Raw genomic sequence first — 26,094 nt, forward strand, 5'->3', positions numbered from 1 at the left:
CACATGAAATATTCTCCAGATTAATTTTATTGGGCTCCCATACGTAAAAGTATTTCCGCATGACAGTTTAGTTCACGTATTATTTCAAAAATGAATTGTAGCAATCTTATTAAGTAGTTGTAGTGTTTCTTTGTTTTATTTAAATGGATTATTTTAAGTTAATGTGAGTAAGGTTTGGTACATATGATATGTACTTCTTTTTGTGGTTTTAGGAAGTTTAAAAGGGGGAATGAATTTCTTGAGGAAATCATTTAATCAAAAAATTAAAAAGTTAAGTAGTAGTTTAATAGTTGTATTACTAATATGTATGAATTTTTTAATCCACTTACCATTTAAAGCAGAGGCAGCTACAAAAGAATTAAAGGGTTTAGGTGATGTATCTTATTACAACGCCATCATTTTTGGAGATCATAGTGCAACGAGTGCGGATATTGAAGGTGCGATGGCTGTTCAGAAAAATATGAACGCATCAAGTTATACAGTCGTAGCGGCTGCAACTGGAGCAAATAACTTAGCTGGAGCAACTTGGGTAGATGAAGGATATCCATCATTATTACTAGGCGGTCAATTTACGAAAGCGGGAGCAGGACAAGTAATTATTCAAGATGGAACAGTGGCGATGACAAAAGACGGTGACCCAGATGGCGCAATGAAAACATCATATGACCGTATCTCTTATAAAGAGCAAGCGGAGATTGATGCTAAGTTTAAAGAATTTAGAAAAGACGTTGATGGTGTAATCGGGGATGCAAGTAAACTACAGACTGATAAGCCAAAACTTAATATGAGCTTTGGCATCGGTGAAGATGTAAATAACCCTAATATTTATGTCTCTTCAGGCCAAACTGGAAAGAAAACATTTGATGTAAAAGACGTTTTTCTTCCGAATGTAGAGAATAAAGACTTTATTGTTATTTATTCAGATGCAGAAGAAGTGAGTTTTGGTGGCGGTGCAATTTTGTATGATACAAGAAATACTGGGATGGCGACGGATTTAATTAATACATCTCAAGCATACGATCCTAATTCATCTTTTACTGAGTTAGCTAGTAAGGTAATTTGGGTATTTCCTAATGCTACAAAGATAACAACTAAAGGTTATGGTGTAGTAGGTAGTGTGTTTGCACCTAATGCAGTTGTAGAAACAAAAGGTGGTTCTATTAATGGACAAGCCTATGTTGGAGGATTACACCAAAGAGATGGTTTTGAGGTTCATAACTTTAAATTTAACTGGCCAAAGTGGAATAAGCCAGCAACTGAAAAAGGACATTTACAAATTAAAAAAGTTGATGAAAACGATGAAAACATTGTTTTAAAAGACGCAAAATTTGATGTTATAGACAAAGATAATAACGTTGTGGCTACTGTTACAACAAACGAAAAGGGTATTGCGGAAGTTAAAGATTTACCACTTGGTGACTATTTTGTAAAAGAAATAAATGCACCAGAAGGATATATAAAAGTTGATACACCAGTCAAAGTAACAATTGATAATACAAACGTAATTGAACTTGTTATGAAGAATACGAGAAAAGTAGAGAATGGCCAATTTAAATTATTGAAAAAAGATAGTGAATCTGGTCAACTTCTACCAGGTGCAAAATTTGATGTTATCGATAAAGATGGGAAAGTTGTGGAAACAATTGTTACAGATGATAAAGGTGAAGCCTTATCGAAACAACTTCCAGTTGGAAGCTATACATTAAAAGAAGTAGAAGCACCGAAAGGATATGAATTATCATCTAGTTCAGTTTCTGTTGATGTAGAGGCTAATAAAGTAGTGACTGTAGATGTGGTGAATAAAAAGATCTCCGAAAAAGTAACGGGTCAATTTGAAATCGTGAAAGTAGATGCGGAAGATAAAACGAAAGTATTATCAGATGCAGAATTCGAAGTGTATAAAGATGGTAAAAAAGTAGATACGTTACGAACAGATAAAACTGGTAAAGTATTTTCTCAGAAATTAGAACCAGGAACATACACATTAAAAGAAACGAAGGCACCACAAGGATATAAATTGTTAAAAGAAGAAATTGAAGTCGTTGTGGAAGCAGACAAAGTAGTAGAGGTACAAATAGAAAATGCGAAAGAACTAGGAAGCTTACAAGTAATCAAAAAGGATGCAGAGAGTGGAAAAGTTCTAGCAGGTGCAGAATTTAAATTAAAGAACGAAGCTGGTCAAGTAGTTGGAGAAGCGAAAACAACGAATAAAGACGGTGTTGTGAAATTCGAAAACTTAGTGCCAGGAAAGTACACGTTAGAGGAAACGAAAACGCCGGAAGGTTATAAAGCGCTAGAAGTGACAGTAGAAGTGAACGTTGTAGCGAACGAAGTAGTAAAACAAGAAGTCATGAATGAAAAAGTAATGGGTCAATTCGAAATCATGAAAGTAGATGCGAATGATAAAACGAAATTGTTATCAGGTGCAGAATTCGAAGTGTATAAAGATGGTAAAAAGGTAGCGGAACTGAAAACAGATGAGAGTGGAAAAGTGATGTCACCGAAATTACCGCTAGGTGAATACACAGTGAAAGAAAAGAAAGCACCAGCGGGCTACAAGCTTTCAAATAAAGAATGGAAAGTAACAATTCAAAACGAGAAAGAAGTAGTAAAAGTAGAGGCAGAAAACGAAAAAATCTTAGGTTCTCTACAAATTATTAAAATGGATGATAAAGATCAAACGAAACGCTTAGCAGGCGCAGAATTTACATTGAACGATGCGAAAGGAAATGTTGTAAAAGAAGGAATTACAACAGATAAGTCTGGAACGGTTAAAGTAGACGGACTTGTGCCAGGTGAATATACGTTAGAAGAAACAAAAGCACCAGAAGGTTATGAGTTAACAAAACAAATAATTCATGTAACAGTTGACGGTGAAAAAGTTGTTGATGTAAAAGTAACGAACAGTAAGAGTCTTGGTCAATTCGAAATTGTAAAAGTAGATGCGGAAGATAAAACGAAAGTATTATCAGACGCAGAATTCGAAGTGTATAAAGATGGTAAAAAAGTAGATACGTTACGAACAGATAAAACTGGTAAAGTAGTTTCACAGAAATTAGAACCAGGAAAGTACACATTAAAAGAAACGAAAGCACCACTAGGATATAAGTTGTTAAAAGAAGAAATTGAAGTCGTTGTGGAAGCAAACAAAGTAGTAGAAGTACAAGTAGAAAACGCAAAAGAACTAGGAAGCTTACAAGTAATCAAAAAGGATGCAGAGAGTGGAAAAGTTCTAGCGGGTGCAGAATTTAAATTAAAGAACGAAGCTGGTCAAGTAGTTGAAGAAGCGAAAACAACGAATAAAGAAGGTGTTGTGAAATTCGAAAACTTAGTGCCAGGAAAGTACACGTTAGAGGAAACAAAAGCGCCAGAAGGTTATAAGGCGTTAGAAGTAACAGTAGAAGTAAATGTTATAGCGAACGAAGTAGTAAAACAAGAAGTTATGAATGAAAAAGTGAAAGAAGAAATTACAGGTCAATTAGAAATTACAAAGGTAGATGCCAATAATACAAATAAAACTTTAGCAGGCGCAGTGTTTGAAATTTGGAAAGACGGAACAAAAATCGACACATTAACAACAAACAAGAGCGGTAAAGCGACTTCTAAGAAGTTAGAACCAGGAGATTACACTTTAAAAGAAATCCAAGCGCCAGAAGGATACACTTTATCCAATAAGGAAATGAAATTTACGATTTCTAATGAAAAAATTGAAGTTGTAAAGCTTCAAATTACAAATAAAAAAGATACAGAAAAAGGTCCGGAAAAACCAGGTGAAGGAACAGAAAAACCAGGTGAAGGAACAGAAAAGCCGGGTGAAGGAACAGAAAAGCCGGGTGAAGGAACAGAAAAGCCGGGTGAAGGAACAGAAAAGCCGGGTGAAGGAACAGAAAAACCAGGTGAAGGAACAGAAAAGCCAGGTGAAGGAACAGAGAAGCCAGGTGAAGGAACAGAAAAGCCGGGTGAAGGAACAGAAAAGCCGGGTGAAGGAACAGAAAAACCAGGTGAAGGAACAGAAAAGCCAGGTGAAGGAACAGAAAAACCAGGTGAGGGAGTAGAAAAACCTAATTTACCAGAAAAAGGACAAGGTTCTTCTAATAATCAACAACTTCCAGCTACAGGACACAATACGAATTACGTTCCATTCATCGGTTTTATGCTTCTGTTATTAGGAATACGATTAAGATTCATGGCTAAAAATAGCTAACAGATGTATAAAAGGCATCAGAGATATATAGTCTCTGATGCCTTTTAAGTGAATACAGATAAAATGTAAATATCTATATGGAATGATAAATATTTTAAGCTTCAATTACGCTAAGCATTCTGTTTATAAATGCAGCTGCGTGAGCGCGTTGTGATGGTCCTTTTGGTACGAATTGATTAAATTCATTACCTTTTACAATTCCAAATCCATACACTCTTTGTACTTCTTCTTTAGCGTAAATTAAGTTTTGGTCTACAAATGGTAGTTCAACTTGTTTTGCAAAAATACCAGCGTGTTTTAGAGAACGATCGATCATAATAACAGCTTCTTCACGTGTAATTGTGGTGTTTGGATCAAATGTATTATCACCACGTCCGCGGATTATGCCTGCGCTTGCTGCACGATTAATACCGTCTCTTAAAGATGGGTGTACTTGTTCTAAGTCTGTGAACTTAGCATTTCCACTTGGTAATTGTAAAGCACGAGTAATTAGTGTAGCGAATTCAGCACGCGTTACAAGACGTTCTGGGAAGTACTTGCCGTTCCCTTCTCCTTGCATAATGCCTCTAGCTGCTAATTGACGAATGTCTTGTTCATACCATCCACCTGTAATGTCATCAGTTACTGGATCTTTTTGGTTTTCCTTATAGTATGTTTCAGTTCCTTTTAAGAAAGCATTCCATTGTCCGCGTTGAATCATAAACGCAGGGCAGTTTTTTCCTGACCAAAATTGGTGTTTTTGGACCTTATCTAGAGAAATATTTAAGTCGTTCATTAAATAAGCTGCCAATTTACGGGCATTTTCTACCGCTTTTTCATAGTTTCCATCTTGATTAACGGCAATTTCAATTCCGATAGATTCATAGTTTCCAGTTTTATTTCCAGCATGCCATCCAACTTCATTTACTGGAAGATGTTGATAAATTTCTTTATCATCTACTGTGAAATGCCAAGATGCGGCGCGATCAGCTGTTCCGCGTGCTTGATTATCTAAGAATTTTGCATGATTTAGAGCATTGGCACCTTTCGCTGTATTAGCCGTTTCGTGAATCGTAATATATTTAGGTACCATCGGGTAGCCGGGGCGAATATCGTCATTTCCTTTTGGGACAATCATTTCTTTAAATGTAACGCCATAAATATTGTTTGTTTGTAGAGCTTCCGGAGCTCTCAATAAACTATTTTTAGCAGTACGACTGTTTTTTAATAATGAAGCTTTTGTACCTTCAAATGTAGCAGAAGGTGCATAAATCCATTTTGCTGTTTCGTTTATTTGGACTTTAAACCAATTTCCAGCTTGTTCAGTAGGAGTAATGACTTGTGGTTGTAGTTTCCCTTCTTCTTTAAACGATTGGAACGGAAGGGCATGTATGGAAGCTTCTTCTTTTACGATTAATTTTTGGTTAGATAGTTTATGAATCTCTTGAACTTCTAAGCTATTATCATTGTTATCTATCCATCCAGCGCCAGTTGGCGTCGTTATGTAGTAAGCATTTCCTTTTTTCTTTGTCGCCGTTACGACTTGTTCTGTAATCTCGATATTCGATTTGTTTTTTAAATCATTCGCGGTATATAATGAATGTTTTTTTGAAGTGTATAGTAGGAATTGGCCAGTAACCTCGATATCTTCTTCATGAGTACTATGCTCATTAACATGCTCTTTAATACTTTTAAAAACTTGATCTTCCGTATATACTTCGGCGGATTTTTCAGCACTCTCTGCAAATGAATAAGTAGGTGCAAGAACAGTTTGTAATGCAAGAGAGAGAGTTAAAACACTATAAAATTTCTTTTTCATATTTTTTTTAACACATTAGATTATAGAATCTAGTGTTAACATTCCTCCTTTTTATATTGTATTTTCACTATGTATCGATTTTAACACTAATAAATTTTAACAAGAGAAAATCAGGATGTCTATATACATGAGCGATATTCATAAAAAGAATTATTTGAAAAAATGTAAGAGAAACAGGTAAAACCTTCTGTATTGACCTGTAAACGCCCTTCAAGTAAACTAAAGAGAGTTTGCAAATGAAAAGGTGATAATGTGTTAATTTCAATTAAAACGTTACAAGATGATCGTTTTTTACGTCCGCTACAAAATATTGGCGGCTTATTTTTTGAAGATAGTACGATTGGATTTGAACAAGAGGAAGCGAATCTGATCGTTGATATACACATTGAGGATAATGTGAAAGCATCCGCTCGATTAACGGATGTTAGCACAGGAAATGTGTATGAAGAAACATTCTCGAAAGATTTATCTGCTTTCACAGATGAAAAAGAGCGTATGAAGCAAGTGAAGCACGTTGTTTCTTATGTATATCTTTCTGTTCTTCAGCAGTTAACTGGACTTGAACAAAGCTGGGGTATTTTAACGGGAGTACGTCCGACGAAACTTCTTCATAAAATGCTTCAAAATGGTATGTCAAAGGAAGAAGCGCATCAAGAACTTCGTGAAAGTTATTTAATTCATGAAGAGAAAATTGAACTTCTTCAGCGCATTGTTGATTGCCAATTAGCAGTTGTTCCGGATTTATACCGTTTGAAAGAAGAAGTAAGTATTTATATCGGTATTCCGTTCTGCCCAACGAAATGTGCATACTGTACATTCCCGGCTTATGCGATTAATGGACGCCAAGGGTCTGTTGATTCGTTCTTAGGTGGTTTACATTATGAAGTTCGTGAAATTGGTAAGTTTTTAAAAGAAAAAGGTGTGAAAGTTACGACGATTTATTATGGCGGCGGTACACCTACAAGTATTACAGCAGAAGAGATGGATATGCTGTATGAAGAAATGTACGAAGCGTTCCCAGACGTGAAAAATGTACGTGAAGTAACAGTTGAGGCAGGTCGTCCAGATACGATTACGCCAGCAAAGCTAGAAGTGTTAAATAAATGGAACATTGACCGTATTAGTATTAATCCGCAGTCATATCATCAAGAGACACTAAAAGCAATTGGACGTCACCATACTGTAGAAGAAACAATTGAGAAATACCATTTAGCTCGTGAAATGGGAATGAACAATATTAATATGGACTTAATTATTGGTCTTCCTGGTGAAGGGTTAGATATCTTCAAGCATACGTTAGATGAAACAGAAAAGTTAATGCCAGAATCATTAACAGTTCATACGTTATCATTTAAACGTGCTTCTGAAATGACGCAAAACAAACGTAAATATAAAGTAGCAGGTCGCGAAGAGATTACAGCGATGATGCACGAAGCAGAAGAGTGGACGCAAAAGCATAATTACGTACCATATTACCTATATCGTCAAAAGAATATTTTAGGTAACTTAGAGAACGTTGGTTATGCAATGCCGACGCAAGAGAGTATTTACAACATTGTCATTATGGAAGAAGTACAATCAATTATCGGACTTGGTTGCGGTGCATCAAGTAAATTTGTTCATCCGAAGACGGGGGCAATTACGCACTTCGCAAATCCGAAAGATCCAAAATCATATAACGATGGCTTTGTAAAATATACAGAAGATAAACTGAAAATTTTAGAAGAGCTATTTGTATAAGAAGGAGAGTGTTCCAAATCGGAACACTCTCTTTTTTATATTGTCAGCTTTTGTCAGTAAGGCGATATATTCGAAAAATCGCTGCTATAAATTGAATTGCGGTCGATATATTTGAAAAATCGCCAATATAATTTCATGTATCAAAGGTTTGCACGTGTTGTAAAACTATGTCGATAATAATCAGAAAAATTAGTCAAAACATTGAAGGACAATGTCTACTTATGGACGAAATGATAGATTTATGAAAGAGAAAAGGGGGAAATTGTTGGCATGTACATGACGATAGGGAGAATTTTTGATTTATCTGTTGGTAAGTATCCGAATAAAGAGGCGTTAGTGGAACCTGAAAAAAATATTCGCTGGACATATAAACAGTGGGACGAACAAATAAATAAAACGGCACACGCTTTATTAGAAGACGGAGTAAGAAAGGGAGATACGGTATCTGTTTACTTATATAACTGCCATGAATTTGTAAACGTTTACTTAGCTTGTGCGAAAATTGGTGCGATTTTTAACCCAATTAACTTTCGTTTAAAGGCGAAAGAAGTATCTTATATTCTTCAGGACGCATCCTCGAAAGTCGTTGTCTTTGAAAAAGCAGTTGAGTCAACTGTTGCTATCATTGAACGAGATTTTCCAAATACATCTTTTTGGTCTATAGAAAACGATAAACCTTCCTATGCAAGTTCCTACCATGAAAAAGTGAATGCAGCATCTTCTGAGAAAGTAAATATCGAAATTGATGAAATGGACTTTTGTTCTATGCTTTATACGAGCGGTACGACAGGTCATCCGAAAGGTGTGTTACATCGTCATCGTGAAATGGCTGAGCATAGTATGATTTGTACGTATTTCTTAAAATATAATAGAGATAGTGTGGGGCTTGTTGTTGCGCCTTTATATCACTGTGGTGAATTAAATGCCGGAATCATACCACGCATTCAAGTTGGCGGGAAGAATGTTATTTTGCATCATTTTGATACAGAAACAGTATTACATACGATTCAAGAAGAAAAGATTACGACGTTCTTTGCAGCACCGACGATGTGGAATATGTTGTTGCAAAAAGATTTAACTCAGTATGATTTAACTTCAATGAAAATTGGTATATATGGCGGAGCGGCAATGGCGCCGGCGTTAGTGAAGGAATGTAAAGAACGTCTTTATATTGACCTTGTTCAAATATACGGAATGACAGAAATGGGACCAGTTGTTGCGTTTCTCGTAGAGGAGGATCAAATTACGAAAGCTGGTTCAGCAGGCACGCCATGCTTTAGCCACGAAGTTCGTATTGTGAAACCGAACGAGGAGGCACCGGCAGAACCAGATGATGTATTACCTCCTTATGAGGTGGGAGAAATTATTTTACGTGGCCCAACTATGATGGCTGGCTATCATAATCGCGAAGAGGCAAATAAAAAATCGATGTATAAAGGATGGTATCATTCTGGTGATTTAGGATACTTCGATAAAGATGGTTATTTATTCGTTGCAGATCGCGTTGATGATATGGTAATTAGCGGTGGTGTAAATATTTACCCTCGTGAAATTGAAGATTTCCTTCATAGTCATCACGGTATATTAGATGTAGCGGTACTTGGTGAGCCAGATGAATTATGGGGAGAGCGTGTGGTGGCAGTTATTGTGAAGAAAGATGAAACAATAACAGAAGCTGATTTAGAAACGTATTGCAAAGAAAGTGACGAATTAGCAGATTATAAGCGTCCGCGTCATTATTTATTTGTAGATGAACTTCCGCGTAATGCGAGCGGGAAGTTGCAGAAGTTTGTGCTGAGGGAGTCATTGAAAGGGACAAAAAAATAGAAAGTGGGGGATACCCACTTTCTATTTTTATTTGCGTGAAAAACCTTCTTCATCAAGGTATTCCGCAGCTTCTGGATAAGAGTTGAATGTACCGTCTAAGTTTACACCAGCGTACACGTTCCACATGTCATCCTCTGAAATAAGAGTAAGAATATGACCATCTTCGTTCTGCCATTCTTCTTCTTTCGCAGGTTCTACAGGTGCTACTACTTCTTCTTGTGATAGAAGGTCAATTGATTTCTCAATTACTGAACGTAACTCTTCTGCTGAAAACTCGCGGATGTTAACCATACCTTTATCATCCGTTTTGTAACCTTTAATACCGCTTGCATACACAAATCCATTTCCATTTGGGTGTAAATGAAATACAACGTTCTTTTTATCTAAACGACTTTCTTCAAAGTGGAAGTTTACACGTTTTAATGATACGTTCTTTCTTTCTAGTTCTGGGAAAGATTCAATAATCGATAATTTTTCTTCAAAAGTTAGCATAGTGCCTCCAAGTATATAGTAAAAGATTTAATTTGTTCATTATAGCATAGTTGCAATTGTTTCCAAAGATAAGGGGGAAACTTTTCATTAAATCCGTTTACGTCACGAGAATGTAAAAAGTGAGCTAACGAATGTATCTTTTTAGGTGTACAATGGAACATGGACTTTATACAAAGGTGGTTTTTTTATGTTTCAAAAAATAGCAAAGGAATGTTTAGCAGGATTTACTGTTGCGATTGTTGCGTTACCACTTGCGATTGCATTTGGTATTGCCGCGACAGGAACGTCTGAGGGAGCGCTTGTTGGATTATATGGTGCGATTTTTGCAGGTTTATTCGCAGCGTTATTTGGCGGGACACCTGGGCAAGTAACGGGGCCAACTGGACCAATTACCGTTATCGCAACTGGAGTTATTGCGACGCACGGGTTAGAGGCAAGTTTTATTGCCTTTATGATGGCAGGATTATTTCAAATTTTATTCGGTGTATGTAAGCTCGGTTCTTACGTTCGATATATTCCGTATCCTGTCGTTTCAGGATTTATGAATGGTATTGCATTAATCATTATTTTAGGTGAAATAAAGCATGTACAAAATAGTTTTCTACTTGTTGTGTTAACGATTATTGTAATGATTGTTTCTGGCAAATGGATTAAGGCGATTCCGTCTAGTTTAGTAGCACTAGTCGGTGTGACAGCTTTGCTTCCTTTATTTTCTTCTCTACTCGAAGGACTTGCAGTAAAGTTACCGATTATCGGAAATCTTTCACTAAATAAAGTAATTGAAAAGATTGGAACCATTCCAGAAGCGATGCCTACGCTTCATATTCCATCTTTAAGTGGAACAGGAATAGCAGCACTTATTTTACCAGCGCTTAGTATTGCTTTATTAGGATCGATTGACTCGTTGTTAACATCGGTCGTAATGGATAATGTGACAGGTACGCGTCATAAAAGTAATAAAGAGCTTGTTGGACAAGGTATCGGTAATATGATGAGCGGATTGTTTGGCGGATTAGCAGGTGCAGGTGCGACTGTAAGATCTATCGTGAATATAAGAAGTGGTGGTAAAACGGCACTTTCGGCATGTATGCATAGTGTTATCTTATTTATTTTTATTATGGGTCTTGGTTCGGTCGTACAATATATTCCACTTGCTGTATTATCAGGTATTTTAATTTTAACTGGTATTGGAATGTTCGATTGGGAAAGCATGAAAAAGATGCATGTCGCTCCTAAAGGTGATGTCGTTGTTATGCTCGTAACGATGATTGTAACGGTGAAGTTCGATTTAATGATTGCCGTTGCATTCGGTATTATTCTTTCGTTCATCATATATATGGTGAAATGTAAAGAACGTAAAACTTCTATCGTAAAAGAAAGAGAAGAAACGTATACAATTCAAGGACCGCTCTCTTTCCTATCAGTAGATCGTATTTTCTCTACTTTACAAGATGTGAAGTCACCAGTTGTATTACGTATGAAAGATGTGCGTTATATGGATGTATCAGGAGCTATGGCATTATTAAATTTTGTTGAGCAATCAAATAAAGTAGGGGCAAGTGTAAAGCTTGAGCAAGTACATCCAAGTATTGAAAAAACAATTGTAGTAATGGCAAGCGATGAACAGAAAGAGCAATTGAAAATCTTAAGTGTTTAGATGGCAATTAGAATATCTCACAACTTTACATAAATTATAATGTAGAGTTGTGGGATATTCTTATAATGTTTTTAGTAATATGTATCGCAGTGATAGAGAGGAAGAGCTCTTTTTGCGTAACAGAAACGGTTATAATGTGTACATATATAATGGAAGGAATTAGAAAAAGATTGTGAAGAGATAGGTTTGAATTGGTTCTGTTTTCTATTTTGAAAAAAAAACCAAGTATTCAACCTATAATAAATTTGTTATGATAACCAATGGGATAAAGTGAATCCCTATCGTTTAAAACAATATGTTTGAGAGTATATGTATAAAAGAAAAGAGAAAAAATATGAATAAAACATTTGTAAAAGGAGCAGCAATTTTAACCATTACAACTTTTTTGTCGAAATTGCTTGGTAGTTTTTTTCAAATTCCATTACAAAATATTGCAGGAGATGAAGTGCTAGGTATTTTCCGCCTTGTTTTTCCTGTATATATGATTGCTCTTACATTATCGGTAGCCGGAGTTCCACTTGCAATTTCGAAACTAATTGCAGAGTTGAACGAAAAAAATAAGCAAAAGGAAATTGCGAAATTATTTAAATCAGCGTCAATTATAGGGATAGCATTTGGCGTTTTCGGCTGTTTAGTCATTGTATTATTTTCTATTGAAATTGCAAATATGCTCGGTGGACAAGAAACTAGAATGCCGTTGCTTATTACTTCATTAGCATTACTCATTGCGCCATACATGGCGGTGTATAGAGGGTATTTCCAAGGTTTCGGTGATATGAAACCAACAGGAGTATCACAAGTCATTGAGCAATTTGTCCGTGTGTTTTTTATGTTAATAATTGCTTACATACTAGTATCGTGGGATAAGAGTAATACTGTTATTACTAGTGGTGCGATGGTTGGCTCTTTTCTTGGAGTCATTAGTTCGCTTATATATTTGCGTATAAAATATAATAGAAGTCCATACTACAATAAAAGCAATTCCTATTCGCTCCGAGATTTAAGAGAAAACGGCAAAAAGATATTGCGGGTATCGATCCCAATCGCTATCGGAGCTTTATCAATGCCGCTTTTAAATTTAGTAGACTCGCTTACAATACCGCATGTATTACAAGGATCATCAACAGAAATTCAAGAACAATTTGGAATATACAGTCGCGGTTTTGCATTCACGCAAATAATTGTTATTTTTGCAAGTGCAATTGTATTTCCGTTAATACCACTCTTAACTTCCGCATTGGCCAAAAGAGATATAAATTTGGCGAAAATAACAATTCAAAATACAAACCGACTAGCGCATGTTTGGACAGCACCATTAACAGTATGGTTGATGGCATTAACAGTACCGTTAAATGTCGGATTGTTCACAGACGTAAAAGGCAGTAGTATGTTAACAGTTATGATTGGCAGTTCGTATTTTACTGCGGTTATGGTATTATCAATAGGTGTTTTACAGGGGATTAATCGTTCTGCACAAGCTGCATGGATTGTTATTGGCGCGAGTTGTGTGAAAGTCGTGTTAAACATTATGTTAGTGCAGAAGTTTGGCATAGATGGAGCGGCGTATAGTACATTAATTACTTACGTATTGATTTGTATTGTAAATCATTTGTATATTCGAAGCTATATTGCCTATTCTATTCATTTCAAAAACTTTTTCGGTGTGCTAGCAATAGCATGTATTTTCGGACTAGGATTGTATGAACTATGTAATGTGATAGATGTTACATCTTCAAGAATTATGACGTTATTATTCAGTGGTATAGCATTAAGTATTACAACCATTTTGTATGGTGTATGTGCTTTGAAATTAAAATGGATATCAATAAAAAAAATACCATTTTTGAAAAGATAAATATAAAAATTTAATTTTTTATTAAAATTCATATGAGCTGATAAAGAGGAAACTATGTAGGGTATTAAGTGTTTAGGTAAGGAATGGGTACCAGTTTATGTTAGATGAAATAAACGGTTACCTAGTTTTGGAGGAGATTTAGGGTGCGTTTAGTCTTATCAGGATATTATGGTTTTTATAATGTTGGAGACGAGGCGATTCTACAATCAATTATTGAATCGTTAAGTAAAGAGAACCCGGATATAGAACTAGTAGTACTATCAAATGATTCTAAATATACAAAGGAAAGGTATGGTGTAGAATCGGTAGATCGCTGGAATATAAAAGCTGTTTATCATGCAATCAAAAACAGTGATGGAGTTATTAGCGGTGGCGGGAGCCTTCTTCAAGATCAGACAAGTACGAAGAGTATTCTATATTATACGGGTATTATGGGACTCGCTCGATTATTAAAAAAGCCGTATTATATTTATTCACAAGGAATAGGTCCAATTACAAAAGGATATAATCGTCTATTAGTAAAATGGAACTTGTCAAAAGCTTCCTATGTATCAGTTCGAGATGAAGATTCGTTTTTATATTTAAAAGAACTTGGCATAAAAAACGATATTGAAATTGTTCCAGACCCTGTTTTAACATGGAAACGGACAAAACAATCGGATTGGTTGCAAAAGCATTCGATACATGGAAAAGTAATCGCGGTTAGTGTGCGTTATTGGAATTCAAAAGAAGATTATGTAAAAAAATTAGCTACGGCATTAAAAAAATTAAAGCAAGAAGGATACCAAATTCTATTTGTTCCAATGCATGAGCCATTTGATCAAAAAGCTTCGCGTGAAGTAGTAGACTTAATGGGAGAAGAGACGTATATGCTTCCATATAAAATGGATATCGACGAGAAAATATTCATTTTATCACAATGTTCATTACTAATTGGTATGCGTCTTCATGCACTTGTTTTTTCTGCTGTAGCCAAAACTCCAATGGTCGGGATTTCGTACGATCCGAAAATTGATTCGTTTTTAAGTCAAGTGAATCAGCCAGTTATAGGAAGTGTGGATGGCGAATGGAGTGCGGAGTATTTATATGAAATTGCGAAAAAGCAATTAATGCAACAAGGAACTGTGGAGCAAGAGTTACAATTAATAATAGATGAGCTTCGGTTGCAAGGCAAACAGGCAACAAAGAAACTCATTGATCATATGGAAAAAGACACTTTATTAAAAAAGTAAAGTGTCTTTTGTTTTGAATTTAATGAAAATTATAATTATAAAAACGTTTTATTTTAATTCTTATTTATTATGCTAAAATGATTGCGATTATTATATAATCAAATTTGTGATAATAAATTCGTAGATTACGAGGAGGATAACCTTGAAGACTTTTTCAAAAGGTATAACAGCAGTGGCATTAACGGGATCATTACTTTTAACTCCTATTTCAAGTTATGCGGCAAATGATGATATTACAGGACATATGTTTGAGACGCATATGCGCTCACTTATTACTAAAGGAGTTTTAATGGGGTATGGTGAGAATGTATATGCGCCTGATAAATTAGTAACAAGAGCAGAGTTTGCTACATTCATAGCAAGGTCTTTAAATTTACCGAAAGCTGATTCGAATTTCGAGGATGTGCCGAAGACTTACGGTTTATATGATGGTGTAAGTAGAGCATATGGAGCGAAAATTATTAATGGTCGTACGAACGAGACGTTCTCACCAAATGATGTGATTACACGTGAAGAAATGTCGATAATGGTAAAGCGAGCGTTAGACTATAAAAATATTAAAGTAGCTGTAAGTCCGCTTACCTTTACTGATAAAGATAGTATTAACTATAAAGAGCATGTACAAGTTATGGTGGCTACTCAAATTATTAAAGGGTATCCAGAAGATAATACATTTAGACCACATTTATCAGCTACAAGAGGGATGGCTTCAGCTATGTTGGATCGTATGCTTCAGACGATTGAAAAAAACGGAAATAGCAATCCTGTAGAAACTAAGAAATATGTTGTGACAAATGTAAGAGAAAACGGAACAGAGCAAGAAGTAGAGCGCTATAATACGTATAAAGAGGCAGTTACGGCTGCTCAAAATAAAGGTATGAATGCGGTAAAATACGAGAACGAATTCTTATGGATTAAAGATGGTTTTGCAAGTGCGAAAAGAATAACTGGGCAAAACATCATTAATATTTATGATGAGAATTTGTCAACAGTATATACGTATATTCAGTATGGAACAGAATTGAAAGTGTTAGAAGTTGGCGAAGATCGTGTGAAAGTTCAACTTTCTGGTTTGACAGGTTATGTGAAGAAGAATGAAATCACTTTAATTCCTACAAATGAAATGAAACAGTCGTCTTATTATGTGAAATCAGATGGATATTTATACCATAAATATTATACATATAATACAAGTTCACCTGGATATACAGAATTTAGATATGGTGTGGCACCTTCTTTCATGAAGCAAGGACAGCAAATGTATAGTGTAGATGGAAAAACATTTGGAGATGAAACTTTCTATCAATATTTCAATTATTTATCATTACGTTCGAAAACAAATTATACAGCTGAACAACTAGATAGTTATGTGAAATCGATTAAGCCAGACTCTCCATTAATTGGTTTAGGAAAGAAATTTAAAGAAGTAGAAAGCAAGTATAATGTAAATGCATTATTCTTATATTCATTAGCAATCCATGAAAGTTATTATGGAACAAGCGCTCTTGCAAAAGATAAAAATAATTTATTTGGTTTAAAAGCAACAGACGATAGTCCATATGGTAACGGGGAAGCATTTAATTCAAAAGAAGATTGTATTGAACATGCAGCAAAATTATACATGAATGAAGGATATTTAAATCCAGGACATTGGCGTTATACAGCAACATATACAGGTGATAAAGCTGCTGGTTTAAATGCGAAATATGCATCTGATGCGAACTGGGGTAAAAAAGTAGCGGGGCATATGAACCGTTTTGATTCTTATTTAGGTAAAAAAGAATACAACAAGTATAAACTTGCACGTGTGATGAATAACGTAGAAGTGAAAAAGAATCCTAGTATATCAAATGAGCGACTGTATCGTTTAAATACAAATGTAGTTGTCACAGTTACTGGTGAAGAAATAATAAATGGAAAAGCGTGGATTAAAGTTATTTCAGATAATCCTACTGTAACTGAAGCCTATATCGCAAAAGAAAGCTTAGAGTACGTAAAACATTAATTAAATAAAAAAGAAGGTGCTACTGACATTTCGTAGCACCTTCTTTCTATTCAATTTCAAAATCAACAATGATATAAGCGAGTATAACAACGAAGAAAATACTAACGGCTGGCGCTGTTAATACGTGGCCAGACATAAAACCAATGCCAAGTGATAGAACGAGTGTGCTCGCTAATAGCATATACTTTACTTTCATGATTTTCTTAAAGTTTGTGATCATGCTGATGAATAATTTAATACCGAAGTATAGAAGTGGTAGTAAGTAAATAAGGAAACCGACAATGCCAAAGGCGAAAAATAGGTCATGGAAGTCCATTTCAATTAATTTAATTTTATCTGTGTAGTTACCAGCGTAACCCATTCCGAATAGTTTTTGTGAAAGCGGTGCGTCTTTATAGTATTGTTTGTATGTTTTTAAGAATTTGTCGCGATCACTATAAATTAAACTTTTCACTTCAGAATCTGTAAGTTCACCTTTTGCATGTTTTTTTGCATCTTCTGGATCTTCTTTAATTACTTTTCCTTCTTTTCGATCTTTCTCTTCTTGTACTGATTTTTTGTATTCGTATATTTGCATGTGAATGCCCATATTTTTTGCGATAGGAGTATGCGGTGTAAGAGCAATTAAACCTCCTAGTATAACTGCGGCAACAATGGTATTTACAATATGTGTAAATCCTTTTCCTTCTTTTTTACGATTTATCATGTATTCAATGAATGAGAAGAAAAGTGCTACGCCTAATGTAATAACAATTGCGCCATATCCGACTTTCGTTCCGACCATAATACTTGCATACATCGCAAGTATTGTTGGAATCCAGTAATATATTTTCGAGAAAGAAGTTGTTTTATGTATCGAATATAAGACAATGATTGGGAACATAATGGCGAAAAGAGAACTTAAATCATTTCCAGCGAAGAACCAACCTCTTGAACCGATTTTTGAGTGAGGATAGCTTGGGAAATCTGTTCCAGTTTGCATTGCGACAATCATTGTGATGCTTAAAATTAAAGTTGCATATAAGAAATATGTAATGATTTTATGAAATACATACTCTTTATTTTTTAGCTCTTTAAAGGCGATAATATATCCAAACAGTAGCACAATTGGATATATGCTCTTTAAGATGAATTTAACTTCTTCTCCAAATGAAACTGGAGATTTAACCATCATATTATTTACAAGACCGATTGCGAGTGCGATTCCGAGTAAACATAAATAGAGGATGTACTTTTTCGCATCTTGTTGTTTGTGATGAAGAAGTAGGTATCCTAATGCAAGAAGCATAAAGGCGAAACGGACTACAACTCCAACTGTTGCGCTCATGTGTAATATATAGATTGAAAAAGATGTTAATAAATCTAAAATTGGTTGAAACACAATGAATAGCAATAGGAAATGTGGGAAGTAGTTATCCGTTTGTTTCAACTTAGTAACCATATGTTCCTCCAGTTCTTCATTCCTTTATTACAACACCCAAAAGATGGGTATAAAGCCTTTTTTACATAGTAAGGCGAATGAATTTCAATATTTGTTTTTTATCAAACTTAAGAATACACCATTTCATTGTAATGGTAAATAGATGAAAAGCATGGATAAACCGACTTTAATTTCTATATTTTTCAACGGAATTGTATGTTTTATACGGTATATGTACAAATTGCGAGATTATTAGACAGAAAATTGAGAAAAAAGAAGGATTTTTCAATGGTTCTCTATAATTATATAAGTATAATCTTTATGGAGAAAAGAGGGGTATATATAATGGAAATAACAAGTAAAACAGAATCTGTCGTTGTGAAATATGAAGGCCACGTTGCAACGGTTATGGTCAATCGCCCAGAGGTGTTAAATGCGTTAGATGAGCCGACATTAAAAGAGTTATTACAAAAGTTGAAAGAAGTAGCGGAAAGTTCTGCGCATATCGTTGTGTTATGCGGAAACGGCCGTGGTTTTTCTGCGGGTGGGGATATTAAATCGATGCTTTCAAGTAATGATGAAAGTAAGTTTGATGGCATTATGAATACTATTTCTGAAGTTGTCGTGACGTTATATACGATGCCAAAGCTTGTTATTAGTGCAATTCATGGACCAACTGCAGGTCTTGGGTTAAGTATTGCGTTAACAGCTGATTATGTAATGGCGGATATATCATCTGTTATTGCGATGAACTTTATTGGAATCGCTTTAATTCCAGATGGAGGCGGTCATTTCTTCCTTCAAAAGCGCGTCGGTGAAAATATGACGAAGCAAATTATTTGGGAAGGTAAGAAATTATCAGCGACAGAAGCGCTTGATATCGGCTTAATTGATGAAGTAATCGGCGAAGATTTCCAAACGGCTGTGAAGCAAAAAATTAATGAATGGTCACAAAAACCGATTAAAGCAATGATTCAAACGAAGCAAATTTTATGTGAAGTAAATCGCTCTAATTTAGAGCAAACATTGCAATTAGAAAAGCGTGGTCAATATGCAATGAGACAAACAGCGGATCATAAAGAAGGAATTGCTGCGTTTTTAGAGAAACGTTTACCAGCATTTAAAGGGGAATAAAGTTTGTCCATTCCTCATGAGTAGCTCGTTAATTCGGGATAAAGGGGAGAAAGTGCTAACACATTTTAGTATAATTGTGTTAGCACTTTTTTTTAAGGAGTAATACATGAAGAGAATGATCGGTGTTATCACTATTATTTTGCTTACATATTCTGCTTTGCATAGTACACCATCTTTGGCAGTTCGGACTGCGTTATTTTTTGAGGGACATCCAAGTGTTGCGTTTTCTGGTGGGGTGACGAAAGAAAAAGATGTGAAAAAAGAAGCGATTCCAGATGAGTACCAAACTCTATATGGTAAGGAAGAAAACTCAGAGCACTATTTCTTTCCGCATGTAAGAGCACATGAATCAGGAATTGATATGTTAAGTGCATGCGTGAAGAAAAAATGGTTTTTCTATAAAGCAGAGCTCGGGTGTTATTAAATATAGGAGGATGAATGATGTCAGCATATAACAAGTTAGTAAGAGATCGTGTTCCAGAGAAGATTTTAATGTCTGGAAAAACGTATACCGCACAAAAATTAACAGGTCAAGCATACATACAAGCTTTAGCGAAAATTGGAACGGAAGAAATTCGTGAATTTGCTTCTATGAAAGAACGCGAACATGCGCTAGATTCTCTTGCGGATGCACTAGAAGTAATCATTTCATTAGCACGTGCGGAAGGTGCATCAATTGAAGATGTGGAACGCCTTCGTAAGAAAAAAGAAGTAGAGCGCGGTGGATTTGAAAGAGGGATTTATTTATTAGATGTCTCGGAAGAATAGTTTAATAGGAAAAGCATAGCGTTAATGAGTAACGCTATGCTTTTTTGTTGCAATGAAGCTAATAATGAAGAAAATAGCTGTTAATATCCAGCTGATTGTAATAGAAGTAGTAGTATGAACGGCATAAGAAACTTGTAAACAAAATAATGATGCTAAAAACCAAATGAGTGCAATGTGTATATATTTTTTTGATATATTCATATTTCAGGACTCCTTTTGTATACTAAAAAGAATTTTACTACAATTTAGAAAATTAAGCTATATAAGTAGAGGTTTTCTGGTGAATTTTGTATACTGAATAGTAGAGAAAATGAGGAGGAAACGACAATGGCACATCATGCGAGAGAAACGATGGAACTTATTAAGGAGCTTGTCTCTATTCCGAGTCCGTCTGGAAATACAGCAAAAATTATTGATTTTATTGAAAACTATGTCAGTGAGTGGAATGTAGAAACGAAACGTAACAATAAAGGCGCTCTTATTTTAACGGTAAAAGGGAAGAATGATGCGCAGCACCGCTTATTAACGGCACACGTTGATACGTTAGGTGCGATGGTGAAAGAAATTAAGCCTGATGGTCGCCTGAGTCTTTCTATGATTGGTGGATTTCGCTGGAACTCTGTAGAAGGAGAATATTGCGAAATTGAAACATCAAGTGGCAAGACGTATACAGGAACGATTTTAATGCATCAAACATCTGTACATGTATATAAAGATGCAGGTGAAGCAAAACGCGATGAGAAAAATATTGAAGTTCGTATTGATGAGCGCGTATTTTCAGCTGATGAAGTACGCGAATTAGGAATTGAAGTAGGAGACTTCGTTTCATTTGATCCGCGCGTTCAAATTACAGAGAGTGGATACATAAAATCACGTCATTTAGATGACAAAGTAAGTGTTGCGATTTTATTAAAATTAATTAAAAGATTACAAGATGAAAACGTAACATTACCATATACGACGCATTTCTTAATTTCTAATAATGAAGAGATTGGATACGGTGGTAATTCTAATATTCCAGAAGAAACTGTTGAATACTTAGCAGTTGATATGGGAGCGTTAGGTGATGGACAAACATCTGATGAATATACAGTATCTATTTGTGCAAAAGACTCTAGCGGCCCGTACCATTACGCTTTACGTAAACATTTAGTAGAGCTTGCGAAAACGAATCATATTGAATATAAAGTAGATATTTATCCGTACTACGGATCTGATGCATCAGCTGCGATTCGTGCGGGATTTGACGTGAAACATGCGTTAATTGGAGCGGGTATTGATTCTTCTCACGCATTTGAACGTACACATGAAAGTTCTATTGCGCATACAGAATCATTAGTGTATGCATATGTAATGTCTAATTTAATTGAAGAATAATTTCATAGATAATAGAGAGCTGATTAAAAATATTATTTTTAATCAGCTTTTTATTTGGCGAAGCGATTAGGAGACATGTTCTAATCGCTTTTTTAGCCCGCTATTTGTGGGCTGATTAAAGTTTTATTTTATATACATTCATTATAAGTTATATATATGCGATTTTTGTTATACGGCCGGAAACGTGTTTACTATAGATATATAATGTTATACACTATGAAAGGAATTAATTAATAGTTAATATGTTTTAGTTAGCTTGATTAAAAAAAATGTATGAATATGAAGTTTTGAGAGGAGATTTATTTTTCATGAAGTACAAAGCAATAGCCGCAGGTTTATTAGCAGCAAATTTACTAGCACATCCAATTAGTAGTTTAGCAGAAACGAAGAAATTTCCTGATGTTTCAGATAGTGCGTGGTCGAAAGACGCAATTTATTATTTAGTAGAGAGAAATGTAATTAACGGTATGCCAGATGGTAACTTTATGCCATACGGAAATTTAACACGTGCCCAGGCAGCAAAGATTATCGCAACAGCAATTGGGGCTAAAGTAGATCCAAATGCAAAGCCGTCTTATAATGATGCAAAAAATAGTTGGGCAGCTTCATTTATTGCAGCCATGGAAAAAGAGAATATTATTAAAGGGCGAGAACCAGGAGTATTTGATCCTGAAGGAAAAGTAACTCGTGCTGAAATGGCAGCTATGCTTGTAAGAGCATATAATCTGAAGAGCAAAGTAACAGGACCAGTTCCTACAAAATTCGCTGATTTAGAGAATCATTGGGGTAAAGAAGAAGTTAATATTTTAGTAGAATTAAAACTTTCTTTAGGTACAGAGAATGGCTGGAAACCGAATGATTCTATTACGCGTGAACAAGCAGCTCAGCTTACTGCGCAAACAGATAAATTTAGCAAGAATAGTGATCGTCCAGTAGAAACAAAGAAAATGTACATAGATAGAAAATTCATTACATATCACGCACCATCATTAAGTTCTGGGATTAGTGCAAATCAGCATAATCCACAAATGGTTGAAATTAAAGAAGAACGAGATGGATGGATCAAAATTGCAACAAGTAAAGGTGATAAATGGACACCTTTAGTAGAGAAAACAGAAGTTATTAATGAAGGATTCACTACTTATGCAGAAGCTTCTTCTTCTTCAAAAGTAATGGGAACACATAGCGCACAACAAGTAACTGTTATTGAAGAGAACGGCAGCTGGATTCGTATCCGCATGGGCGCTGGTTTCCAATGGGTTAATAAAAATCAATTAAATCCAGTGAAGCAGGGTAACTTCTTAGAAGGAAAAGCGATTATCATTGACCCAGGTCATGGCGGAGTTGATTCAGGTAATCCAGGTTATTATGAGAAAGAAAGTGAAACTGTATTAGATGTATCATTGCGATTACAGAAGATATTTGAGAAAAAGACACCATTTACTGTGTTATTCACTCGTACAGATGATACACGTCCAGGAACAAGTGCTTCTGATTCTTTAAAGAAACGTGTAGAATTTGCTCAAAAAAATAATGGGGATATTTTTGTAAGCATTCATGGTAATGGCACGGAAGAGAAAAATGGACAAGGTACAGAAACGTTCTACTATGAATCAGCGACAGCAAGAGGAACAAATCCTAACGTATCAGAAAGTCGTTTACTAGCAGAAAAAATTCAAGAGCGTCTTGTAGATGCACTGGGAACAAAAGATCGTGGTGTGAAAAAAGGCGATTTATACGTAATTAGAGAAAATACAATGCCAGCTGTATTAGCAGAATTAGCATTTGTAGATAATAAAAGTGATGCAGATAAAATAGCTACACCAGCGCAAAGACAAAATGCAGCGGAAGCTATTTATCAAGGTATTTTAGATTACTATGAAGAAATGGGTAACAACGTGTCTTCTTTCCGTTAATAAATAATAAGAGATTGCCATTGGCAGTCTCTTTTATTTATTAACGTTTCTCTTTATTTCCGGCATATGATATCATTTAATTTTATATACAAAAGAAAAGTATTGAGTAATTGTAATCATAACAATTTTAAACGATAGAGGATGATAATAGATTGAATAATCATAGTAAAACACCTGCCTGTATATATACGTATGCATTTCGTGAGGAGGAGCGTGCTTTATGTTACTTGGAAATGCGCTCGTTCTTTGGAATGGAGTCCCACGTTAATATTTTAAAAAGTGATGTAAAAATTGACCCGAGTAGAAGTGCGTTTATGAAAGAGCGCGTTGAGGTTATGTATGAAGGGGACGACTTAGAAAGCATTTTAAAACAAGTGGAACAAATTGATTTGGCGGGAGCGACATTTAAAGTTATTTTCGTTAAAATCAATGACCTCGTTGGGGAGAATAAAATTGAATATGGAGAAAGACGTCTTATTGAACGAGACCTTGGCATGCATATCGAAGGAGAAGCGGATGTTCGTAATCCAGAGCGTGTATTCGGGATTGTTCCTCTTGGAGGACGCTGGTACTTCGGGCACTATGTAGAAAGCGAACCAGTTTGGTATCATCACATAAAAAAACCGCATAGCTATTCGACATCACTTAGCACACGTGTTGCGAGATCAGTTGCAAATATCGCTGTACCAAATCCAGAGGGAGTACGAGCAATTGACCCGTGCTGCGGTATTGGAACAGTAGTAGTAGAAGCACTTTCTATGGGGATTAATATCGTTGGTAGAGATATTAATCCACTTGTAGTTCTTGGAACGAGAAAAAACATCGCACATTTTGGATTTGAAGGAACAGTAACAAAAGGTCCAATTGAGGAAATTACTGAGAACTATGACGTTGCCATTATCGATATGCCATACGACTTATTTACGCATGCCACACCAGAAGACCAGCTCTCCATTCTTTCAAGTGCGCGCCGCATTGCTAAAAAGGTAGTCGTTGTCACGATGGAAACAATGGATGACATGATCCATGAAGCAGGATTTGAAATTACAGATCGCTGTATTACAAGAAAAGGATCATTTACTAGACAAATTCTTGTTTGTGAATAAGAAAGGAAGGTCACCCGTTTGGGTGACCTTTTTAGTGTAGTTTGATGTGTGATTGATTGGCAGTTTGCAGGTGGAGATAAGTTGATATTGTGATAGGAGTCTATTACTGTTCTTTTAATTTTTCTTGTTGTGCGATTAATAAATTGCGTAATATGTGTCCGCGGTAACTTTCTAGTTTTCGTCCTTCATGATAGCGCACACCTAATTTTTTTAGTTCAGCTACGTACCAGCCTTTTGTTCCGTAATACATGAGATCACTTCCTTTTGCTTTTGAACAGTATATGTTGGGGGGAGAAGTAACTTTACATTGAAAATAATAATGGTAAAAGGAATTTTGCATGTGTGTACGAGAGGAATCGCAAAGTTATCGAGGTGTTTTATAACGTAACGTCCAAGCCGTGTATAAAAAAGTAGACAGTTGTATATGAATTTGTTGAAAAAAGAATACACATTACTGAGGGGATTTGAAAAAAGTAATGCTATACGATTTGGCATGATACTTGCGTTGGAAATAGTATCAACGTATAGGGGAGAGATAGAAATGAAGGTTAGTAAAATATATACAACGATTGATGCACACGTAGCTGGGGAGCCGCTTCGAATTATTACGGGCGGAGTGCCAGAAATAAAAGGGGAAACGCAGCTGGAAAGACGCGCATACTGTATGGAACATTTGGATTACCTTCGTGAAATTCTGATGTATGAACCGAGAGGACATCACGGAATGTACGGTTGTATCATTACACCACCAGCAAGTGCCCACGCTGATTTTGGTGTTTTATTTATGCACAATGAAGGATGGAGTACGATGTGTGGTCATGGCATTATTGCTGTCATTACAGTTGGAATTGAAACAGGCATGTTTGAAGTAAAGGGTGAAAAACAAAATTTCATTATTGATAGCCCAGCCGGAGAAGTTATTGCGTATGCAAAATATAACGGGAGTGAAGTAGAATCTGTATCATTTGAAAATGTTCCTTCATTTGTATACAAAAAAGACGTTCCTATTAAAATAGATAACTATGAATTTCAAGTAGATATCGCGTTTGGAGGAGCATTTTACGCTGTTGTAGACTGTAAAGAATTTGGTTTGAAAGTTGATTTTAAAGACTTGCCCGCTATTCAAACGTGGGGCGGTAAAATTAAACATTATATAGAGAGCAAAATAGAAGTGAAACATCCACTTGAAGAAGGATTGAAAGGAATATACGGCGTTATCTTTTCAGATGAACCGAAAGACAAAGGCGCTACGCTACGAAATGTAACGATTTTTGCTGATGGGCAAGTAGACCGTTCTCCTTGCGGTACAGGAACTTCAGCGAGAATCGCAACTCTTTTTGAAAAAGATGCCTTACAAAAAGGAGAAATCTTCGTCCATGAATGCATTACTGATGGGAAATTCCAGGGAGAAGTATTATCCGTAACAGCGGTAGGTACATATGAAGCTGTCGTTCCGAAAGTAACGGGGCATGCATTTATTACAGGGTTTCATCAGTTCGTTGTAGATCCGAGAGATGATTTGAAACGGGGATTTTTGTTAGGGTAGAAGGAGGAGGTGGAAAG

18 protein-coding genes and 1 pseudogene are annotated in these 26,094 nt (G+C 35.6%); 14 read left to right on the plus strand and 5 right to left on the minus strand.

From position 1 onward, the window contains the following. The first annotated feature begins 238 nt into the window (after positions 1-238). Entirely contained in the window at positions 239-4,204 is a 3,966-nt protein-coding gene (locus NZ044_RS04705; protein ID WP_277514269.1) for a SpaA isopeptide-forming pilin-related protein, read from the plus strand. Positions 4,205-4,298: 94 nt separating this feature from the next. On the opposite strand, the gene NZ044_RS04710 is transcribed toward NZ044_RS04705, so the two are convergent. Next, positions 4,299-6,002: an S-layer homology domain-containing protein gene (locus tag NZ044_RS04710; protein ID WP_017762833.1), complete on the minus strand. Its 1,704-nt coding sequence runs from the start codon at positions 6,000-6,002 to the stop codon at positions 4,299-4,301. A 252-nt stretch (positions 6,003-6,254) separates the two neighbouring features. Between NZ044_RS04710 and NZ044_RS04715 the strand changes: the two genes are divergently transcribed. Then, positions 6,255-7,742, plus strand: coding sequence for a coproporphyrinogen III oxidase (locus tag NZ044_RS04715; protein WP_000908777.1), 1,488 nt, complete (start codon positions 6,255-6,257; stop codon positions 7,740-7,742). A gap of 270 nt (positions 7,743-8,012) precedes the next feature. After that, on the plus strand, positions 8,013-9,569 hold the full coding sequence (locus NZ044_RS04720) for a fatty acid--CoA ligase (protein ID WP_000281977.1): 1,557 nt from the start codon (positions 8,013-8,015) through the stop codon (positions 9,567-9,569). 27 nt (positions 9,570-9,596) lie between these two features. Here NZ044_RS04720 and NZ044_RS04725 read toward each other — a convergent pair whose 3' ends face one another. Next, the gene (locus tag NZ044_RS04725; RefSeq protein WP_000954998.1) at positions 9,597-10,061 is read right to left on the minus strand and encodes a hypothetical protein; all 465 of its coding nucleotides are present in this window, start codon (positions 10,059-10,061) and stop codon (positions 9,597-9,599) included. 187 nt (positions 10,062-10,248) lie between these two features. Here NZ044_RS04725 and NZ044_RS04730 point away from each other — a divergent pair, with 187 nt between their 5' ends. The 4 genes from NZ044_RS04730 to NZ044_RS04745 all read left to right on the plus strand — a co-directional run bounded on the left by NZ044_RS04730 (position 10,249) and on the right by NZ044_RS04745 (position 16,810). Continuing rightward, the gene (locus tag NZ044_RS04730; protein WP_000486648.1) at positions 10,249-11,718 is read left to right on the plus strand and encodes a SulP family inorganic anion transporter; all 1,470 of its coding nucleotides are present in this window, start codon (positions 10,249-10,251) and stop codon (positions 11,716-11,718) included. A gap of 334 nt (positions 11,719-12,052) precedes the next feature. Continuing rightward, positions 12,053-13,573, plus strand: a complete 1,521-nt coding sequence (locus tag NZ044_RS04735; RefSeq protein ID WP_098505549.1) for a putative polysaccharide biosynthesis protein — start codon at positions 12,053-12,055, stop codon at positions 13,571-13,573. A 143-nt stretch (positions 13,574-13,716) separates the two neighbouring features. Next, positions 13,717-14,805, plus strand: a complete 1,089-nt coding sequence (csaB, locus tag NZ044_RS04740) for a polysaccharide pyruvyl transferase CsaB (RefSeq protein WP_001241599.1) — start codon at positions 13,717-13,719, stop codon at positions 14,803-14,805. 142 nt (positions 14,806-14,947) lie between these two features. Then, on the plus strand, positions 14,948-16,810 hold the full coding sequence (locus tag NZ044_RS04745) for an S-layer homology domain-containing protein (RefSeq protein WP_000847500.1): 1,863 nt from the start codon (positions 14,948-14,950) through the stop codon (positions 16,808-16,810). 46 nt (positions 16,811-16,856) lie between these two features. Here NZ044_RS04745 and NZ044_RS04750 read toward each other — a convergent pair whose 3' ends face one another. Next, positions 16,857-18,251 (minus strand): O-antigen ligase family protein, encoded by a 1,395-nt coding sequence (locus NZ044_RS04750; RefSeq protein WP_098505548.1) that lies wholly within the window; start codon positions 18,249-18,251, stop codon positions 16,857-16,859. A gap of 300 nt (positions 18,252-18,551) precedes the next feature. On the opposite strand from NZ044_RS04750, the gene NZ044_RS04755 reads away from it, so the two are divergent. From NZ044_RS04755 to NZ044_RS04765, 3 genes are all read left to right on the plus strand, one after another. Further along, positions 18,552-19,364, plus strand: a complete 813-nt coding sequence (locus NZ044_RS04755) for an enoyl-CoA hydratase (protein WP_001999174.1) — start codon at positions 18,552-18,554, stop codon at positions 19,362-19,364. Between the two features lie 106 nt (positions 19,365-19,470). Continuing rightward, positions 19,471-19,788: a hypothetical protein gene (locus NZ044_RS04760; protein ID WP_000827125.1), complete on the plus strand. Its 318-nt coding sequence runs from the start codon at positions 19,471-19,473 to the stop codon at positions 19,786-19,788. Positions 19,789-19,805: 17 nt separating this feature from the next. Beyond that, on the plus strand, positions 19,806-20,132 hold the full coding sequence (locus tag NZ044_RS04765; protein WP_001277348.1) for a nucleoside triphosphate pyrophosphohydrolase: 327 nt from the start codon (positions 19,806-19,808) through the stop codon (positions 20,130-20,132). A gap of 21 nt (positions 20,133-20,153) precedes the next feature. Here NZ044_RS04765 and NZ044_RS04770 read toward each other — a convergent pair whose 3' ends face one another. Beyond that, positions 20,154-20,333: a hypothetical protein gene (locus NZ044_RS04770; RefSeq protein ID WP_098505547.1), complete on the minus strand. Its 180-nt coding sequence runs from the start codon at positions 20,331-20,333 to the stop codon at positions 20,154-20,156. A gap of 126 nt (positions 20,334-20,459) precedes the next feature. Between NZ044_RS04770 and NZ044_RS04775 the strand changes: the two genes are divergently transcribed. The 3 genes from NZ044_RS04775 (at position 20,460) to NZ044_RS04785 (ending at position 24,531) form a co-directional block, all read left to right on the plus strand. Continuing rightward, complete coding sequence (locus NZ044_RS04775; RefSeq protein WP_000930044.1) at positions 20,460-21,509, plus strand: M42 family metallopeptidase; 1,050 nt, start codon at positions 20,460-20,462, stop codon at positions 21,507-21,509. A gap of 308 nt (positions 21,510-21,817) precedes the next feature. Next, complete coding sequence (locus NZ044_RS04780; RefSeq protein WP_000875337.1) at positions 21,818-23,425, plus strand: N-acetylmuramoyl-L-alanine amidase; 1,608 nt, start codon at positions 21,818-21,820, stop codon at positions 23,423-23,425. A 152-nt stretch (positions 23,426-23,577) separates the two neighbouring features. After that, positions 23,578-24,531, plus strand: coding sequence for a TRM11 family SAM-dependent methyltransferase (locus NZ044_RS04785; protein ID WP_001059321.1), 954 nt, complete (start codon positions 23,578-23,580; stop codon positions 24,529-24,531). A gap of 103 nt (positions 24,532-24,634) precedes the next feature. Here NZ044_RS04785 and NZ044_RS04790 read toward each other — a convergent pair. After that, positions 24,635-24,864: pseudogene (locus NZ044_RS04790) on the minus strand (YflJ family protein). Between the two features lie 208 nt (positions 24,865-25,072). Here NZ044_RS04790 and NZ044_RS04795 point away from each other — a divergent pair. Next, complete coding sequence (locus NZ044_RS04795) at positions 25,073-26,077, plus strand: proline racemase family protein (RefSeq protein ID WP_000868677.1); 1,005 nt, start codon at positions 25,073-25,075, stop codon at positions 26,075-26,077. Positions 26,078-26,094 lie beyond the last annotated feature (17 nt).

Source organism: Bacillus sp. FSL K6-1338 (genome assembly GCF_038006965.1).
In the GTDB taxonomy this organism is placed as follows: Bacteria; Bacillota; Bacilli; order Bacillales; family Bacillaceae_G; genus Bacillus_A; species Bacillus_A thuringiensis_S.

Bases quoted from the DNA above. Each gene is read 5' to 3' on its own strand.
- NZ044_RS04720 (WP_000281977.1), top strand. From the start codon at position 8,013: ATGTACATGACGATAGGGAGAATTTTTGATTTATCTGTTGGTAAGTAT.
- NZ044_RS04750 (WP_098505548.1), bottom strand. From the start codon at position 18,251: ATGGTTACTAAGTTGAAACAAACGGATAACTACTTCCCACATTTCCTA.
- NZ044_RS04765 (WP_001277348.1), top strand. From the start codon at position 19,806: ATGTCAGCATATAACAAGTTAGTAAGAGATCGTGTTCCAGAGAAGATT.
- NZ044_RS04735 (WP_098505549.1), top strand. From the start codon at position 12,053: ATGAATAAAACATTTGTAAAAGGAGCAGCAATTTTAACCATTACAACT.
- NZ044_RS04780 (WP_000875337.1), top strand. From the start codon at position 21,818: ATGAAGTACAAAGCAATAGCCGCAGGTTTATTAGCAGCAAATTTACTA.
- NZ044_RS04795 (WP_000868677.1), top strand. From the start codon at position 25,073: ATGAAGGTTAGTAAAATATATACAACGATTGATGCACACGTAGCTGGG.
- NZ044_RS04730 (WP_000486648.1), top strand. From the start codon at position 10,249: ATGTTTCAAAAAATAGCAAAGGAATGTTTAGCAGGATTTACTGTTGCG.
- NZ044_RS04775 (WP_000930044.1), top strand. From the start codon at position 20,460: ATGGCACATCATGCGAGAGAAACGATGGAACTTATTAAGGAGCTTGTC.
- NZ044_RS04755 (WP_001999174.1), top strand. From the start codon at position 18,552: ATGGAGAAAAGAGGGGTATATATAATGGAAATAACAAGTAAAACAGAA.
- NZ044_RS04725 (WP_000954998.1), bottom strand. From the start codon at position 10,061: ATGCTAACTTTTGAAGAAAAATTATCGATTATTGAATCTTTCCCAGAA.
- NZ044_RS04760 (WP_000827125.1), top strand. From the start codon at position 19,471: ATGAAGAGAATGATCGGTGTTATCACTATTATTTTGCTTACATATTCT.
- NZ044_RS04770 (WP_098505547.1), bottom strand. From the start codon at position 20,333: ATGAATATATCAAAAAAATATATACACATTGCACTCATTTGGTTTTTA.
- NZ044_RS04710 (WP_017762833.1), bottom strand. From the start codon at position 6,002: ATGAAAAAGAAATTTTATAGTGTTTTAACTCTCTCTCTTGCATTACAA.